Annotated in this window: 16 protein-coding genes; 11 read left to right on the forward strand and 5 right to left on the reverse strand. The window is 32.6% G+C overall.

What is annotated here, in order from left to right; genetic code table 11:
* The first annotated feature begins 158 nt into the window (after positions 1-158).
* Positions 159-1,457 (forward strand): ammonium transporter, encoded by a 1,299-nt coding sequence (locus ABXT66_RS09750; protein WP_443643313.1) that lies wholly within the window; start codon positions 159-161, stop codon positions 1,455-1,457.
* A gap of 38 nt (positions 1,458-1,495) precedes the next feature.
* On the opposite strand, the gene ABXT66_RS09755 is transcribed toward ABXT66_RS09750, so the two are convergent.
* Positions 1,496-2,917, reverse strand: coding sequence for a Glu/Leu/Phe/Val family dehydrogenase (locus ABXT66_RS09755; protein ID WP_443643314.1), 1,422 nt, complete (start codon positions 2,915-2,917; stop codon positions 1,496-1,498).
* 193 nt (positions 2,918-3,110) lie between these two features.
* Here ABXT66_RS09755 and ABXT66_RS09760 point away from each other — a divergent pair, with 193 nt between their 5' ends.
* From ABXT66_RS09760 to ABXT66_RS09800, 9 genes are all read left to right on the forward strand, one after another.
* A complete protein-coding gene (locus ABXT66_RS09760; protein ID WP_443643315.1) occupies positions 3,111-3,566 on the forward strand; it encodes a TerB family tellurite resistance protein in 456 nt (151 codons plus the stop codon).
* Between the two features lie 71 nt (positions 3,567-3,637).
* Complete coding sequence (locus ABXT66_RS09765; protein WP_443643316.1) at positions 3,638-4,807, forward strand: isovaleryl-CoA dehydrogenase; 1,170 nt, start codon at positions 3,638-3,640, stop codon at positions 4,805-4,807.
* On the forward strand, positions 4,804-6,411 hold the full coding sequence (locus tag ABXT66_RS09770) for a carboxyl transferase domain-containing protein (protein WP_443643317.1): 1,608 nt from the start codon (positions 4,804-4,806) through the stop codon (positions 6,409-6,411). The genes ABXT66_RS09765 and ABXT66_RS09770 overlap by 4 nt, the downstream gene beginning before the upstream one ends.
* An 11-nt stretch (positions 6,412-6,422) precedes the next feature.
* Positions 6,423-8,420 (forward strand): acetyl/propionyl/methylcrotonyl-CoA carboxylase subunit alpha, encoded by a 1,998-nt coding sequence (locus ABXT66_RS09775; RefSeq protein WP_443643318.1) that lies wholly within the window; start codon positions 6,423-6,425, stop codon positions 8,418-8,420.
* Positions 8,421-8,444: 24 nt separating this feature from the next.
* A complete protein-coding gene (locus ABXT66_RS09780; protein WP_443643319.1) occupies positions 8,445-9,311 on the forward strand; it encodes a hydroxymethylglutaryl-CoA lyase in 867 nt (288 codons plus the stop codon).
* Positions 9,304-10,104 (forward strand): enoyl-CoA hydratase-related protein, encoded by an 801-nt coding sequence (locus ABXT66_RS09785; RefSeq protein ID WP_443643320.1) that lies wholly within the window; start codon positions 9,304-9,306, stop codon positions 10,102-10,104. Before ABXT66_RS09780 ends, ABXT66_RS09785 begins: the two co-directional genes overlap by 8 nt.
* Positions 10,105-10,701 (forward strand): peroxidase-related enzyme, encoded by a 597-nt coding sequence (locus ABXT66_RS09790; protein WP_443643321.1) that lies wholly within the window; start codon positions 10,105-10,107, stop codon positions 10,699-10,701.
* A 5-nt stretch (positions 10,702-10,706) separates the two neighbouring features.
* On the forward strand, positions 10,707-11,873 hold the full coding sequence (locus ABXT66_RS09795; protein ID WP_443643322.1) for an acyl-CoA dehydrogenase family protein: 1,167 nt from the start codon (positions 10,707-10,709) through the stop codon (positions 11,871-11,873).
* Positions 11,874-11,889: 16 nt separating this feature from the next.
* Positions 11,890-13,095: a CaiB/BaiF CoA transferase family protein gene (locus ABXT66_RS09800; protein ID WP_443643323.1), complete on the forward strand. Its 1,206-nt coding sequence runs from the start codon at positions 11,890-11,892 to the stop codon at positions 13,093-13,095.
* An 8-nt stretch (positions 13,096-13,103) separates the two neighbouring features.
* Here ABXT66_RS09800 and ABXT66_RS09805 read toward each other — a convergent pair whose 3' ends face one another.
* The 4 genes from ABXT66_RS09805 to ABXT66_RS09820 form a co-directional block, all read right to left on the reverse strand.
* The gene (locus ABXT66_RS09805; RefSeq protein WP_443643324.1) at positions 13,104-13,958 is read right to left on the reverse strand and encodes a shikimate dehydrogenase family protein; all 855 of its coding nucleotides are present in this window, start codon (positions 13,956-13,958) and stop codon (positions 13,104-13,106) included.
* Complete coding sequence (locus ABXT66_RS09810; protein WP_443643325.1) at positions 13,959-14,768, reverse strand: DUF3108 domain-containing protein; 810 nt, start codon at positions 14,766-14,768, stop codon at positions 13,959-13,961.
* Positions 14,761-14,985: a nitrate/nitrite transporter NrtS gene (gene nrtS / locus ABXT66_RS09815; RefSeq protein ID WP_443643326.1), complete on the reverse strand. Its 225-nt coding sequence runs from the start codon at positions 14,983-14,985 to the stop codon at positions 14,761-14,763. Before nrtS ends, ABXT66_RS09810 begins: the two co-directional genes overlap by 8 nt.
* Before the next feature lie 223 nt (positions 14,986-15,208).
* Entirely contained in the window at positions 15,209-15,970 is a 762-nt protein-coding gene (locus ABXT66_RS09820; protein ID WP_443643327.1) for a MurR/RpiR family transcriptional regulator, read from the reverse strand.
* 121 nt (positions 15,971-16,091) lie between these two features.
* Here ABXT66_RS09820 and ABXT66_RS09825 point away from each other — a divergent pair, with 121 nt between their 5' ends.
* Positions 16,092-17,060 carry a TAXI family TRAP transporter solute-binding subunit gene (locus ABXT66_RS09825; RefSeq protein ID WP_443643328.1) on the forward strand — a complete coding sequence of 323 codons (969 nt, stop codon included), beginning with the start codon at positions 16,092-16,094 and terminating at the stop codon, positions 17,058-17,060.
* Positions 17,061-17,132: the final 72 nt, after the last annotated feature.

The raw sequence follows: 17,132 nt of genomic DNA on the forward strand, positions 1-17,132 counted from the left end.
TTTACGCACATAAATTAAGCATATATTGTATTTATTCAAATTAATGATTAATTTTTAAGCAATAAATTAGCTTTGTGTTTGAGCTATATCTCTACCTTTGTTCCCTCACAAATTATAAGCAATGTTCATTTTTTATCAAATATAAATGGAGTTTTATTATGTCTAATTTTATGAGGGTAATATCTATATTACCTTTTTCAATTATGGGTATGTCAAGTATATCTTATGCAGCACCTGATGCTGAAACAGCTTATATTTTTAACTCATTTTCTTTCCTCGTTCACGGTTTTTTAGTTATGTTAATGGCAGCAGGCTTCTGTATGCTTGAAACAGGTTTAGTTAGAGCTAAAAATGCAGTTGTTCAATGCGCAAAGAATATTGGTCTTTACTCAATTGCAGGATTGATGTTTGCATTCGTAGGTTATAATTTAATGTATATGGATGTATCGGGTTGGATTGGAACTCTATCTGTATGGGGGCCTTCTGATGAATTAAAGAGTTTTGGTGGAGAAAATGATTCTACATATTCTTCTGGCTCTGATTGGTTTTTCCAGATGGTTTTCTGTGCAACAGCTGCTTCTATTGTAAGTGGAGCTGTAGCTGAAAGAATTAAATTAAAAAGTTTTTTTGTATTTGTTGTTTTACTTTGTGGATTTATATATCCAATCCAAGGTTCTTGGTCTTGGGGTGGCGGTTTTTTAAGTGAAGCTGGTTTCTTAGATTTTGCAGGATCATCAATCGTTCACGGTGTTGGAGGATGGGCTGCCTTAACTGGAGCAATTATATTAGGCGCAAGAAAAGGTAAATATTCAGACGATGGAAGTATTACTCCAATGCCTGGTTCAAATTTGCCTTTGGCAACTTTAGGAACATTTCTCCTTTGGTTTGGTTGGTTTGGTTTCAACGGTGGATCTCAACTGGCTATGGGAACCGCAGCTGATGTTGCCGCTATTTCCAATATTTACATTAATACGAATTTAGCCGCAGCTGGTGGAGTAGTAGTAGCTATTATTCTAACAATGCTTTTTTACAAGAAAACTGACTTAACTATGGCCTTAAATGGTGCATTAGGTGGGTTAGTGGCTATTACAGCCGAACCACTAGCGCCAACTCCAATGCTTGCAATATTCATAGGTGCTGTTGGTGGATTAATAGTTGTCTTAACAATCCCAATGCTTGACAAATTCAAGATTGATGATGTTGTTGGTGCTATACCTGTTCATTTATTTGCAGGTATTTGGGGCACCATAGCTGTTGTTTTCTCAAACTCTGACGCTACAATAGGTGCACAATTATATGGTATATTTGCAATAGGAGCTTTTACAATTATAGCCTCTACTATAGCGTGGTACGTTCTAAAACTAGTAATTGGGATTAGAGTCACACCTGAGGAAGAAATGGAAGGCATGGATATGAGCGAGGTTGGCATGGAAGCTTATCCTGACTTTAGAAAATAAAAAAAATAAAGAAAAAGGAGGAAGATATTCCTCCTTTTTTATATGCCTAAAGAGCCATAACTTTGAGCAACACGTTTAATAGAAACCATCATTGCAGCTGTCCTCAAATCAGGGATATTTTTATTACCATTCCAAACTGCACTGATAACTTTATAAGTCTCCATCATAGTATCCTCTAAACCAGATCGAACTAGATCTAATTCAGATGCTCCCTTCAAAGAATTTGATCTTAATTCAGATGGAAAATCTTTTCCAGTCATGCTTTCTATTCCTTCTATAAGAGAAGATACTTGATTTTCTTGTGCTCTTCTTTGCAATCTACCAAGCCTTATCCTACTTAAATTTTTTATCCACTCAAAATAACTAACAGTGACACCACCTGCATTGGCGTAAAGGTCAGGAATAATTACTATTCCACGTTTATTTAATATTTCATCTGCATCAGAAGAAATTGGACCATTTGCAGCCTCAATAATAAGAGGGGCTTTTATCCTTTCTGCATTATCCTTATTAATAACTAATTCCATTGCAGCTGGTATTAAAATATCTGCTTCAGCCTCTAAAATTTCTGAACCAGATTTAACAAATCCTTTGAAGCCTTCGATTGTACCATTTTTAACAAGATGATCCTTAAGTGATGATATATCTATTCCGTCTTTATCGACAATTGCACCATCACGTTCCATTACGTGAGTTATGATAGCACCATCTTCGTTAGATAAGAAATATGCAGCAAAATATCCAACGTTTCCTAAACCTTGAACAATAATCCTTTTATTTTTTAGACCAGATGTTAAACCTGTTTTTTTAACATCTTCAGAGTTCTCAAAAAAAGCTTTTAAAGCATATTTTACGCCTCTTCCAGTTGCCTCTGTCCTACCAGCAATACCACCCTTATTTACAGGCTTACCTGTTACACAAGCCCATGCATTTAAATCCGTTGGATTTAAACGTCTATATTCATCTGCCATCCAAGCCATTTCACGTTCACCAGTCCCTACATCAGGTGCTGGAACGTTTTGAGATGGGTGAATTAAATCTCTTTTAGCTAACTCCTGTGTAAAACGTCTAGTGATACGTTCTAACTCTTCAGGAGACCATTCTTTAATATTAATAATAAGTCCACCTTTAGAACCACCAAATGGAACTTCAACTAGCGCACACTTGTATGTCATTAGAGCAGCCAAAGCTTCAACTTCTTCTTGATTAACACCCATATCATATCTGATGCCGCCTTTTACTGGTTCAAAATGATCTGAATGTACAGAACGATAACCAGTAAATGTATGAACTGTTCCCCTTAGCCTAACTCCAAATCGAACTACATATGTTGCATTCGCCATCATTATTTGATTAGCTAAATCTTGAGAAAGAACCTCAGCTCCATAGGTCTTTTGAACATAATCAGCTGCTTTTTTAAAATTAACTTCAATTGAATTTAGAAATGCATCACTAGCCATTATTTTTTTCAATCTTTTATAGATTGCCCCATTGTTTTTATTTAATAATTAACAAAAGTGATTATTACATAAAAAGGAAAGAGTTGGAAGCAATATGAATCTATGATTTTAAGCTTGAAAAAAATATCTATTTTATTCATTTTACAATCTAACTTAAATTATACTTAATAATCTTTATCAAATAGGAAAAAATATGTTTTCAAATCTAAAATCAGCAATTCAAAAAGTTACCTCCAAAACTACTGAAGAAGATGAATATAAAGGAGAAGATGTCCAAGCTGTCATTATTTTACTTTTAGAAGCCTGTCAAATAGATGGAGAAACTGGTCAAGTTGAACTTGATTATATCAAAAAACTTTTGGTTAATAAATTTGGATTTAATGAAAAAGACGCTAATGACAATATAAGTAAGGCCCTAGAAGACAGTGAACAAAGAATAGAAATTTTTTCTCAAATTAAAGTTATATTAAACGAAATGAATCATGAAGAACGAATTGAGGTAATTCAAATGATGTGGGGCGTTATTCTTGCCGATGGTGTAATAGACGATTTTGAAGCTAATTTAATGCGTCGTATGAATGGGCTTTTATATGTTTCAGGAGTTGAAAGTGCCGCTGCAAAAGAAAATGCGATCACACAACTTAAATAAAAGAAATATGTTAATGTAAGAAATATAGTTATGTTTAACTAAGAAGGTTACATCAAAGGGGCTTTAATAATATGTTTTTTCACTCAATGAATTTTTCAATAGGTAAAGATAACGAAATTTTAAAAGAATCTATTTTTAAATTTGCTCAAAAAGAAATTGCACCTCTTGCAGATCAAATTGATAAAGACAACTCTTTTCCTACTGAATTATGGAAAAAGTTTGGTGAACTTGGGCTTTTGGGTATAACTGCCGACACACAATATGGTGGTAGCGAAATGAGCTACTTAGCTCATTGTATTGCTATGGAAGAAATTAGCAGAGCCAGTGCATCTGTAGGCCTTTCTTATGGAGCCTTCTCAAATTTATGTGTTAACCAGATTAATAGAAATGGCACAGATGAGCAAAAAGAAAAATATTTACCAGAATTGTGCAGTGGCTCAAAGATTGGAGCCTTAGCTATGAGCGAGACAGGGTCTGGTTCAGATGTTGTTTCAATGTCACTTCATGCCGAAAAACAAGGTAACAAAACTTATTTACTTAATGGCTCAAAAATGTGGATTACTAATGGGCCTGATGCTGATACTTTAGTAGTCTATGCCAAAACAGATCCGTCTGGAGGGTCAAAAGGAATAACAGCTTTTATAATAGAAAAATCAATGACAGGATTTTCTACGGGTAAAAAGTTAGATAAGCTTGGCATGAGAGGATCAAATACCGCTGAACTAATTTTTGAAAATTGCCCAGTTCCAGAAGAAAATATTTTAGGAGAAGAAGGAAATGGCGCATCTATATTAATGAGTGGTTTAGATTATGAAAGAGTTGTTCTTGCAGGTGGACCTTTAGGTATTATGGCAGCTGCGATGGATAATGTTGTTCCATATATTCATGAAAGAAAGCAATTTGGCAAATCAATTGGTGAATTTCAAATTATGCAAGGTAAAATAGCAGACATGTACACAACTATGAACGCTTGTAAATCTTATGTTTATGAAGTGGCTAAAGCATGTGATAGAGGAGAAACAACTAGAAAAGATGCAGCAGGATGTATTTTATACTCCGCTGAGAAGGCTACGCAAATTGCATTAGAAGCTATTCAAACATTGGGTGGAAATGGTTATACTAACGAGTATCCTGTTGGAAGACTTTTAAGAGATGCAAAATTATATGAGATAGGAGCAGGAACTTCAGAAATCAGAAGAATGTTAATTGGTAGAGAATTATTTTCGGAAACCTCATCATGACAATTCTAAAGTCAAATATAAATAAAAATGATCCACAGTTCACTGAAAACAAAGAAAAGTTCAATATTGACTACCAACTAACGTTTGAAGCCATTAATTATTCAATGAACGGAGGTGGCGAAAAATTAAACGAACGCCACATAAAACGTGGAAAGATTCTTCCTCGTCATAGAGTTACTAAATTACTAGATCCAGGTTGTACTTTTCTCGAGATTGGCTTAACTGCAGGACATGATATGTATGACAATGCATGTCCCTCTGGAGGAATAATAACTGGAATTGGACAAATTCATAATAGAGATGTGATGGTTATATGTAATGATTCAACTGTTAAAGGTGGAACATATTACCCTATAACTGTAAAAAAACATTTGCGTGCTCAAGAAATAGCTCTTGAGAATAATTTGCCTTGTATATATTTGGTTGACTCTGGTGGAGCTAACTTACCTAACCAGGATGAAGTTTTTGCCGATAAAGACCATTTTGGTAGAATTTTTTATAATCAAGCTAATATGTCTTCCAAAAACATTCCTCAAATTGCTGTTGTTATGGGAAGTTGTACCGCCGGTGGAGCATATGTCCCAGCAATGTCAGACGAAACTATAATAGTGAAAAATCAAGGTACTATTTTTCTTGCCGGCCCACCACTAGTTAAAGCAGCCACGGGTGAAATTACCAATGCAGAAAACCTAGGAGGAGGAGAAGTTCATACAAAAATTTCTGGTGTAGCAGACCATCTAGCTGATAACGATGAACACGCTTTAGCAATAGCTAGGCAATGTGTTAAAAATTTAGACTCAAACCAAAATCTTACCCCAATATCTACTAAATATAGCCCTCCATTATATGACCCTGAAGAATTACTAGGAATAATTCCAGCTGACAGCAAAACTGCATATGATGTTAAGGAAATTATAATGAGAATTGTTGATGGATCTGAATTTGATGAGTTTAAAAAAGACTTTGGAACAACTCTAATAACTGGTTTTGCAAGAATAAAAGGACAATTATGTGGAATTATAGCCAATAATGGCGTCTTGTTTTCTGAAAGTGCTCTTAAAGGAACTCATTTTATTGAATTATGTAGCCAACGCAAGATACCTTTAATATTTTTGCAAAACATAACTGGATTTATGGTTGGCGAAAACGCTGAGCACGGGGGAATTGCTAAAAATGGAGCTAAACTAGTTAATGCTGTCGCTACAACTAAAGTTCCTAAAATAACAATTTTAATCGGTGGAAGCTTTGGAGCTGGTAACTATGGTATGTGTGGCAGGGCTTTTGGCCCAAGGTTTCTTTGGACTTGGCCATGTTCTAGAATTTCAGTCATGGGTGGAGAACAAGCTGCAAGCGTACTAGCAGAATTAAAGAAAAATAATACCCTTAAAAATAAAGGTAAATGGAATAATAAAACTGAAAATGAATTTAAAAAGCCTATTTTAGATCAATTCGATAATCAGTCTCATCCTTTATACGCATCTGCGCGTTTATGGGATGACGGAATAATAGATCCTGTGAAAACACGTGACATATTATCAGCAAGTTTAAAAATTACCTTAAATAAAAAAATAGAGGATACTAAATTTGGTATCTTTAGAATGTAAGTATTTTAAATATGGCATCTAAAAAAATAAAAAAATTATTAATTTCAAACCGTGGAGAAATAGCATGTAAAATTATCTTGTGTGCCAAGAAACTAAAAATACCTACATTAGCCATTTACTCAGAGGCTGATATTAATAGTTTACACGTTCAATTAGCTGATGAAGCCGTTCTTTTACCAGGTTCACTTGTATCTGAAACTTATATGAACAGCTCAGCTATAATAAAAATAGCAAAAAAATATAAAGCAAATGCAATTCATCCAGGTTACGGACTTTTATCAGAAAATGCTGATTTTGTTGAACTTATTGAAAAAAACAACCTAATTTTTATTGGGCCTAAAAGTCAAATAGTTAGAAGTATGGGAGAAAAAGATAAAGCAAAATCTCTAATGGAAAAAGCAGGAATCCCTGTAGTCCCAGGTTATCATGGAAACAATCAAGAAGAAGATTATCTCAAAAACAAAGCAGATAAAATTGGGTATCCTTTACTCATCAAAGCTAGAGCTGGTGGTGGTGGCCGTGGGATGAGAGTGGCTCTAAGTAAAAAAACTTTTTCATCATCCTTTAAAGAGGCCACTAGTGAGGCAAAAACTAATTTTAATGATAAAAACTGTATTCTTGAAAAATATATTTCAAAAGCGCGCCATATTGAAATTCAGATCTTTGCTGATAAATACGGAAATGTAATTCATTTATTTGATAGAGATTGCTCAATACAAAGGCGTCAGCAGAAAGTAATAGAAGAAGCACCTTCACCACAACTTAGTGATGAAATTAGAAGTTTTCTTGGCGCCCTATCTGTTAAGGCTGCTAAGTTTATTCAATACGAGGGTGCAGGAACGATTGAGTTTGTTGCGGATGTAGAAAAAGGCCTTGATAAAAATAAAATCTATTTTATAGAAATGAATACAAGGATTCAAGTTGAACACCCTGTTACAGAAGCTGTAACATCAACAAACTTGATATCCTGGCAACTAGAAATTGCTAATGGTTCTAAGTTACCTAAGTTACAAAATGATATTAAATTAAATGGTTGGTCTATTGAAGCACGGTTATATGCTGAAAATGTAAATAATAATTTTTTACCACAAAGTGGTATTATTCATCACTTAAATTTTCCTTCACTTTCTAAACATAAAAATTGTACTTTAGAAACAGGAATTAAAGATGGAGACTATATTACACCCTTTTATGATCCTATGATTGCAAAAATCATTTCACATGGAGTAAATAGAGAAGACGCAATAGTAAAATTGAATAATTATCTAAGTGAATTTGAAATTGCAGGTATAACAACAAATTTAAATTTATTAAAAAAAATTTTAAACCATAAAGACTTTAAAAAAGAAAATTTCACTACTAAATTTATCGAAGAAAATGTAAATGACCTTATTGATAATAATATTGATAATTATCTAAAAGCTTTAACCTCACTAATAGTTTTTAAAAGTTTAAATGTTTTCCAGACTGATAATTGGTACATGTGGAAACCTACCGAATACCCGTTAAATATATCTATAAAAGGAGTAGAAGAGAGATTTAGTATAGCCTGTTTAAATTTTGATACATTTGAGATTAAATTTGGTAATTTTAAATATACCTGTACTTCTACAATTTTTACTAAAACTTCAATAGAGGCTAACGTTAATGGAAAGTATCTTTCTATAAAGTATAATTTGTTTGTAGATAAATTTACTAACAACAAAATTTTTACCTTGTTCACAAAAAATAATACATATGAAGTTCTTTTTTCAAATATATTAATATCAGGGGATGATGAGGATAAAAATTTAGACGAAATTATAAGCGCGCCAATGCACGGTATTATCAAACATAACAATCTTAAACCTAATATAAAAGTAAAAAAGGGTGATGTTCTTTTATCTCTAGAAGCAATGAAAATGGAATATTCACTAAAATCCCCTCGTGACGGCATCATTGAAAAAATTTTAATAAAAGACGGTCAACAAGTTACAGAAAAAATGAAACTTATAATTTTGAAAAAATGAAAACATAACTGAAGTATACTCGCAATGAATAATTTTATAAATATTTTTGAAATGAGCCCTCGAGATGGTCTTCAAAATGAGAAAACATTTATAACAACTCAAAACAAAATTAAATTTATTAATGATTTATCCATGTGTGGATTTCAAAAAATTGAAACTTCTAGTTTTGTAAGCCCTAAATGGGTACCTCAGCTTGCTGACGCACACGAAGTATTTACTAAAATTAATAAGGTAAAAGATGTAAAGTATACAGCATTAACTCCAAACGAGCGTGGCTTTGATAATGCCGTTAATGCAAAAGTTGATGAAGTTGCAATTTTTGCAGCGGCAACAGAAACTTTTAGTGAAAAAAATATTAATTGTGATATTGAGACAAGCTTAAAACGTTTTATACCTATTGCTAAAAAAGCTTTAAAAGAAAAGATACCCGTTAGAGGATATATTAGTTGCGTCTCTCATTGTCCATATGAAGGTCAGGTAAATCCTCAAAAAGTGGCTGAAATTGCTAAGCACCTAATTGAGATGGGATGTTATGAAGTTTCTCTTGGAGATACAACTGGTAAGGGCAGCCCTGATGTTACATCAAGAGTGCTTGAGGAATGTCTAAAAGTTTTAACCTCAGACAAATTAGCTGGTCACTTTCATGATACGTACCAAAATGCTTTAAATAATATCCAACTTTGTCTAGAAAAAGGAATTAAAACATTTGACGCCTCAGTTGGGGGTTTAGGAGGTTGTCCTTATTCACCAGGAGCCAAAGGTAATGTTGCAACAGAAAAAGTTAATAAACTTTTAATATCTTTAGGTTACAAAACTAATCTTAACTCTCAAAAGATAGATGAGTGCAGTGAAATGGCTTTAAAGCTCAAAATGGGTAAAAATTATGACTAATATCGAAAAAAAAACAGTAATACTTAATAAAAATATCAACGGTATTTCTGAAATAATATTAAATCAACCACAAAGACATAATGCTCTATCTCCATTAATGATAGAGGAACTAGAAGTAATTTTTGATGATTTAACAAAAGATCAAAACACAAAAGTATTGATAATCTCATCTTCAGGAAAATCATTTTGTGCAGGTGGTGATTTAGATTGGATGAAAGAACAAATTGTTTCAGATCGAAAAACTCGAATTAATGAAGCTACAAAATTAGCAAATTTATTAAATAAAATGTTTGAGTTTCCTAAGCCTTTAATTGCAAAAGTGGAGGGAAATGCATTTGGAGGTGGTGTAGGCATTATTTCCGTTTGTGATATTGCTATTGCTTCAGAAAATGTGAAAATGGCTTTAACCGAAGTAAAGCTAGGATTAATCCCTGCTACGATTAGCCCTTATGTGATTTCGAAAGTTGGAGCAAATAATTCAGTGGATTTGTTTATCAGCGCACAAATGTTTTCTCCTCAACAAGCCAAAAGCATGGGACTGATTAAAAGTGTAGTTAAGGCAGAAGACATAAATAAAGAAATCCAAAAAGAAGTTAATCCGTTTCTTGTTAATGCTCCAAAAGCAGTTTCAGCCTCAAAAAAACTTGTAAGAGATCTTTCTACAAAGATTGACCAAAAAACTATCAATTTTACAGTTGAAGCTCTTGCAGATGTATGGGAAAACCCAGAGGCTATTGAGGGAATAAACGCATTCTTTGAAAAAAGAAAACCTAATTGGTTAAAGGAGAAATAAATGCAAGATATTATAAAACAAGGTCAAAACAAAAATTTAACTAAATTGAATCTGAATTATGATGGAGTTAAAGACGGGGACGTACAAGCTGAAAATTACTTAAAAATTGTAAATGAGAAAATTGGTTTTATTCCTAATGTGCTTGCCGCATTTGCAAAATTTCCTAAACAATTTGAGGGCTTCACTAAATTATATAACGCTTTGATGTTAGGTGAATCAGGATTAACAAAGTTAGAAAGAGAAATGATTGCCGTTACAGTATCCTCTGAAAATCATTGTTTTTATTGTTTAGTAGCTCATGGTGCTGCTGTTAGAGAATTGTCAAATGATCCTCAACTTGGCGAACGTTTAGCTGCAAACTTTAGGTCGGCAGAACTTCCTAAAAAACAAGAAACTTTATTAAATTTTTCAAAAAAATTAACCAGAGATCCTTCTGAAATTTCAGAAAATGATAGATCTGACCTTAGAAAAGCCGGTTACACTGACAGAGATATTTGGGACATAAGTGCTATAATTGGATTATTTAATATGACAAACAGACTAGCTTTGGCAACTGAAATGGAACCCAATGATAACTATCATAATTTGGCAAGATAATTTAAATGTCCTTTAACTATAACGAAACACAATTATCAATCATTGATTCTGTTCAAAATATTATGAAAAATTTTGACGATGATTACTGGCTTGAATGTGATCAAAAAAGTATATTCCCTCATAAGTTTTATGACGAAATAGCTGATGGTGGATGGCTAGGTATTTGCATGCCAAAAGAATTTGGCGGGTCTGCACTGGGCATTACCGAAGCTTCAATTTTTATGCAAAAAGTATCTGAGACTGGAGGAGGAATGGCTGCTGCTTCTTCTATTCATATTAATATATTTGGACCACACCCTATAGTTGTCCACGGGAATAACGAGCAAAAAAATAAATGGCTACCGTCATTAATAAATGGAAAAGAAAAAACATGTTTTGGCGTCACTGAACCTGATGCAGGTCTTGACACTGGTAAATTAAAAACATTCGCAAAGAAAATTAATGATGGATACCTTATTAATGGTCAAAAAATCTGGACGTCGACAGCTCAAATTGCTGATAAAATACTACTATTAGCCCGCACAACTCCATTTGAAGAATGCAAAAAAAATACAGACGGGCTTACTTTATTTTATACAAAATTAGATAGAAAAAAAATTGAAGTTACAGAAATTCCAAAGATGGGAAGGTCCGCTGTAGATAGCAACCAAATATTTATTGATAATCTAGAAGTTGAAGATTTTGATAGAATTGGTGAAGAAGGCAAAGGCTTTAAATATATATTAGATAGTTTAAACCCAGAAAGAATTTTGATTGCCGCAGAAGCATTAGGAATAGGGAAAAATGCCCTTGCCAGAGCTATAAAATACGCGGGCGACAGAGTAGTATTTGGAAAACCGATTGGACAAAATCAGAGTATCCAACACCCGTTAGCAGAAAATTGGATAGAGCTAGAAGCTGCAGAATTATTAATTGCTAAAGCGGCATATCAATATGATAATGGACAAAATTCAGGTGGTATGGCAAATGCTGCAAAATTTTTTGCTGCTGAAGCGGGTTTCAAAGCCGCAACTCAAGCAATTATAACTCTTGGCGGAATGGGATATGCTAAAGAATATCATGTAGAAAGATTGATGAGAGAATCCTTAATACCTAAATTAGCCCCTGTAAGCGCTCAAATGATTTTAAATTATATTTCAGAACGTGTACTAGGATTACCTAAATCATATTAATTTTAAAAGTGAGAAAATGACAAATCAAAATGATATAATAACACATGCTTTAAATGGCATTAAAGTTTTAGACCTTACAAGAGTTCTTGGAGGACCTTACTGCACACAAATTCTTGCCGATCATGGAGCTGAGGTAATTAAAGTTGAATCTAAAATTGGGGATGAGGTAAGAGGTTGGGGGCCTCCTTTCATAAATGAAATGGCTTCTTATTTCATTAATGTAAACAGAAATAAAAAATCTATTGCAATTGATTTAACTAAACAAAGCGGGAAGAATTTAATTTTAGAGCTTCTTAAGTCTTCGGATATAGTTATTGAAAACTTTAAAACTGGAACCATGGAAAAATGGGGATTAGGATATGAAGACGTATTAAAGAAAAAGTTTCCAAAATTAATTCACTGTCGAATATCTGGGTTTGGAGCAACTGGTCCTCTTGGAGGGGCACCAGGGTATGACGCTATTGTTCAAGCAATGACTGGTATGATGTCTATAAACGGACATGCAGATGGGGGTGATGTAAGAGTTGGTGCTCCAGTGGTTGATATGGGGACAGGATTATATGCAACAATAGGTATTTTAATGGCTATTCAAGAAAGAAATAAATCTGGACTAGGTCAATTTTTAGATATGTCTCTATACGATTCAGCTTTAGCTCTGATGCATCCTCATACAGGAAATTACTTTTTATCAAACAAACCTGGAAAAGCTACTGGAAATGCACATCCAAATATTGCTCCTTACGATAAATTTAAGACAGCAACAAATGAAATTTTCATGGGTATTGGAAACGACGCTGGATTTGCCCGATTATGTAAAGCACTGAATTTAGATCATCTTATTACTGATGAACGATTTCTTTCAAATGGAGACAGAGTTGAAAATCGGTTGGCTTTAACTAAATATTTAGAAGATGCGCTAAGTGATGTAGATGGGGTTGAATTTTCTGAAAAATTGTTGGCTGCAGGTATTCCAGCAGGGCCGGTTAGAAATATTGAAGAAGCTATTAAACATCCTCAAACACAAGAAAGAGAAATGACTATTAGCAAAGATGATTATAAAGGCGTTTCTTCACCTATTAAATTTAGTAGATCTCAATCTGTTGGCGTTAAACATAAACCTCCTTTTATAGGCCAGCACACTAAAGAAATTTTGATGGAAGCTGGATATAGTGAAGATGCTATAAACGAACTCTTATCAGAAGAGATAGTTTTTCAAAATTAGTTCTAAGACTATTTATAAAGTAATTTAAAATAATGTTGTCTTAAAAAAAGAATTTGTTTTGATATATGATCTTTATCAATTTTATCTCCACAAAATAATAAAAAAGCATCTAGGGCTTGAAAGATAAAAAGGTCTATTCCAGAGATTATCTTTGCACCTACTTTTTCACCTTTTATTAACAAATCTGTTTTTGCAGGCGTATAGATTACATCAAATATCCAGTGATGATTGCTTGGTAATAATTCACCTAAAGGACAACCTGGAAAATCGAAGTGTCCAACAGGTGTACAGTTAACTATACCTTGAACTTCAAATAATGTTTTTTCTAGTTTATCACTATTAATTAGAGTGCAACTTATTTTTAAAAATTCTAAGTCTTTTATTAAATTTTGACCCCTTAATTGGTCTTTTTCATATAAATAAATATGTTCAACATCTAATGATCCTAAGGCAAATGTGATAGCTCTTCCAACACCCCCTCCACCTAACACCAATATTTTTTTAGGTTTGTTTTTATTAAAATGAAATTCGTAACTTCTTAAAAAACCTGTATAATCTGTGTTTTCAGCAAAAATTTTTTCTTTAAAAAGAAGCGTGTTTGATGACTTTACAGTTGATGAGCTCAGATTAATTATATCAGCATATTTCATAACTTCTTCTTTAAATGGAAAAGTAATATTCACTCCAGAAAAATCTAATTCCTTTAATTTTAGTAACTGATCGGAAAATTGAATTTTATCATTTTCATTCAAATCAAAAATTTGATAATTAAGAGAGATTTTAAATAATTTTCCAAGACGTTTATGTATGTCCGGTGCTTGAGATGATTGTATATTTTTTCCAATTAAACCAAGTTTTATCATCTATATATTCTTATTTATAAGACGCACGACAACTGTTCCGAACCATCTTTCTAGGTTCACCCTAACTGGAAACAGTAATCCAGAAGAAGTTTTCCCAAAATATATTTTGAAATCTCTAAATTTATCTTCTTTTGGTTTCCATTTGCTATTTAATCTGTGCCCTCCTATTGGAATCATTTTGACACCACATATTGTCGCATTACCAGAGAATGATTTTGGCCTATCATTTTTTAGATTTTCTTTGCCTAAACTTTTTATTTTTAAATCATACCGTCTTCTACCATCAAAAATTTTAAAGCTTTGATCACAAGTTTTTGTATTTTTAATATTTTCAATAACATTTATAATAGATGTTAAAGGATCCATAACATTTTTAAGACTTGATTGATCTACATCATAAACTTCTTTTAAATCTAAAACTGGATTAATTTTATAACTTACTGAATTATCTTTGTCCCAGCTAAGTTCTGAAAATCGATTTTTATTTTTAAAAAAACCATTAGTTGAAAATTTGTGAGGTTTCCAAGCTTCTCTGTTTTTTATAGACCAAGAACTTAATTCTCCTTGGTATTCAAAAAAAGTATTCAAAAATCCAGCAGTTTTTGTTTTGGCTTTTACAAGTATTTTTTTTTCATCATTTATTAATGAAACTTCAGCTTTTCCAACAATAAGATTTCCAAATTGGACTTCAAAAAAATAGTCTTGTTGTGCAACTTTACCATAACTTTTTCCAAAGAATGAAAATACAATCAAAAGCCCAAAATAAATATAAATGATTTTTTTTATCTGTATATGCTTCGTCTTACTCACCAAAACTTTGCTCTCTTCTAATCGCAAGAACTGATGAAATTGTGGACACACAAAAAGGAACGCAAAATGTAAATAAAATTTTAATCCAATTATTATAAGTCATCGTTCCAAGTAAAATGTGGTCTCCATGATTAATGATAGCTAATACTATTCCAACTATCGAAGCCATTTTAAATGCTCTTAAAAGAACATCAATTCTTGTTGCTATTTTTAACATTTATTATTCCAAAAAGATTTTGATAATATTTTTAAATAACAATAACATACAAAAATTTAATAAAATTAATAGTTTAATATTTTTTTAAAAACTAGAGTATTGATATTAATTAAAATTTTTGTTCGCGTTTTTCCTCTATTGAATGTTGCGAATTACTCACTGCTAAAATTAGGATCTAGATGCCCTAATTTATTGCAGTATTCATTTATTTTTTCAATAAACTCTACCAATAACCATTAATAGCTTTGATTCTTTGCTCAAAATAGTCAATTTTCTTGTCAGCATCTTTTCCAAGAATACCAAAACTTGCTTCTAATACTTGTTCAATGGCTGTTAACATTGGTGCCATTTTAAATAACTTATTTTCTTTCATTATTTTGACTTCAACATAATAGTCAGAATGCTGAGCAAGGGGAGATAAAACACTATCCGTAAAGGATAATGTTTTGATATTTAATGACTTAGCAGTTTTAATCAATCTTACAGTTTCTGTTGAATATGGTGTTGTAGAAAAAGCTACTAATAAATTCTTACTGCTCAAATGTGCTAAATCTTGAGCAGCCGACAAACCTGAATCAGGCATTAAAAAAAAATTATCAAAAACCATTCTTCCCATGTAATTCATATAAAGCGCAAAAGATTTTGCACTCCTAAAGCCAGAAATATAAACACTTTCTGATTCAGTTAAAATTTTTGCCGCTGATAAAATAGAATGATTTAAAACGTCTGGTTGAATGTCATTTGTGTTATATTCTGGTGGATAAAACTCCAATCTGACCTGTGACTGAAAGTCAACATACCCATTATACCCCCAAATCTTATTGAGCCTTGATATAGTTAAGACAGATACATTTGCCTGGTTAGCTGTTTCCCTAATTGTTTGAAAAGGAATTTGATTTAAATTATTAAGTATTGATTTACTTGCTTGTTTCAGCTTTGGAGTAAGTTCTTTATAATATTGTTTAATTTTTTTTGATAAAATCATTAATAAAATCTCAAGAATTATCTATGTTACAAATGTAACATTAATTATAAAAATATAACAATTGTTTTGTCCATAAAATATTGTATTATGAATTTTTAAAAAATTACTAGGGAGAAAAATTATGAATTTTAAAAAATTAATAGTTGGAGGTGTTGTTGCTGGTTTTGCAGCCATGACACTAGCAGAGGCATCTGCTCAACAGTTTGTATCAATAGGTACAGGTGGAGTTACTGGAGTGTATTATCCAACTGGTGGTGCAATTTGCAGACTAGTCAATAAAGATAGAAAATCACATGGTATTCGTTGCTCTGCAGAATCAACTGGTGGATCTGTCTATAATATAAATACAGTACGTGCTGGAGAATTAGAATTTGGAGTTGCACAATCTGATTGGCAATACCATGCATATAGAGGAACTTCTAAGTTTAAAGATAAAGGTAAATTCGATAAACTTCGTGCAGTTTTTTCAGTGCACCCAGAGCCATTCACTTTAATAGTTAGAAAAGACTCTGGAATTACTTCATTTGAAGGCTTAAAAGGAAAGAAAGTAAATGTAGGTAATCCTGGTTCTGGTCAAAGAGCAACAATGGAAGTTGTAATGGAATCATTTGGAATGAAAATGAGTGATTTTTCATTAGCTGCTGAACTTAAAGGTTCTGAAATGGCTCAAGCAATCTGCGATGGTAAGATAGAAGCCATGATATACACCGTAGGTCACCCTGCAGCAGCTGTCAAAGAAGCAGCATCAAGTTGTGACGTTCAGCTAGTTTCTGTTAAAGGAGCTCCTATTGATAAACTAATTAAAGATAATTCGTTTTACAGAGTAGCAGAAGTTCCTGGTGGCATGTATGCTGGATCTCCTAACAAAACAACTACTTTTGGAGTTGGAGCGACTGTTATAACTTCTGCAGATGTTTCTGAAAAGGTTGTGTACACTATTGTTAAAGCAACTTTTGATAATTTTTCAGATTTCAAAAAATTGCATCCTGCATTTAAGAATTTGAACGAAAAACAAATGATTAAAGATGGTCTTTCTGCTCCTCTTCATCCAGGAGCTATAAAGTATTACAAAGAACGTGGTTGGATGTAATAAAATTAATATGCACAGACACAAATAGTGTCTGTGCTCTTTTAACTTGACCTTGATGAAAGATTTTAAGAA

Source organism: Candidatus Levibacter sp. Uisw_134_01, assembly GCF_047717795.1.
GTDB lineage: Bacteria > Pseudomonadota > Alphaproteobacteria > Puniceispirillales > Marisalimonadaceae > Marisalimonas.

Coding starts and splice junctions, on each gene's coding strand:
- ABXT66_RS09750 (WP_443643313.1), top strand. CDS start 159: ATGTCTAATTTTATGAGGGTAATATCTATATTACCTTTTTCAATTATG.
- ABXT66_RS09755 (WP_443643314.1), bottom strand. CDS start 2,917: ATGGCTAGTGATGCATTTCTAAATTCAATTGAAGTTAATTTTAAAAAA.
- ABXT66_RS09760 (WP_443643315.1), top strand. CDS start 3,111: ATGTTTTCAAATCTAAAATCAGCAATTCAAAAAGTTACCTCCAAAACT.
- ABXT66_RS09765 (WP_443643316.1), top strand. CDS start 3,638: ATGTTTTTTCACTCAATGAATTTTTCAATAGGTAAAGATAACGAAATT.
- ABXT66_RS09770 (WP_443643317.1), top strand. CDS start 4,804: ATGACAATTCTAAAGTCAAATATAAATAAAAATGATCCACAGTTCACT.
- ABXT66_RS09775 (WP_443643318.1), top strand. CDS start 6,423: ATGGCATCTAAAAAAATAAAAAAATTATTAATTTCAAACCGTGGAGAA.
- ABXT66_RS09780 (WP_443643319.1), top strand. CDS start 8,445: ATGAATAATTTTATAAATATTTTTGAAATGAGCCCTCGAGATGGTCTT.
- ABXT66_RS09785 (WP_443643320.1), top strand. CDS start 9,304: ATGACTAATATCGAAAAAAAAACAGTAATACTTAATAAAAATATCAAC.
- ABXT66_RS09790 (WP_443643321.1), top strand. CDS start 10,105: ATGCAAGATATTATAAAACAAGGTCAAAACAAAAATTTAACTAAATTG.
- ABXT66_RS09795 (WP_443643322.1), top strand. CDS start 10,707: ATGTCCTTTAACTATAACGAAACACAATTATCAATCATTGATTCTGTT.
- ABXT66_RS09800 (WP_443643323.1), top strand. CDS start 11,890: ATGACAAATCAAAATGATATAATAACACATGCTTTAAATGGCATTAAA.
- ABXT66_RS09805 (WP_443643324.1), bottom strand. CDS start 13,958: ATGATAAAACTTGGTTTAATTGGAAAAAATATACAATCATCTCAAGCA.
- nrtS (WP_443643326.1), bottom strand. CDS start 14,985: ATGTTAAAAATAGCAACAAGAATTGATGTTCTTTTAAGAGCATTTAAA.
- ABXT66_RS09820 (WP_443643327.1), bottom strand. CDS start 15,970: ATGATTTTATCAAAAAAAATTAAACAATATTATAAAGAACTTACTCCA.
- ABXT66_RS09825 (WP_443643328.1), top strand. CDS start 16,092: ATGAATTTTAAAAAATTAATAGTTGGAGGTGTTGTTGCTGGTTTTGCA.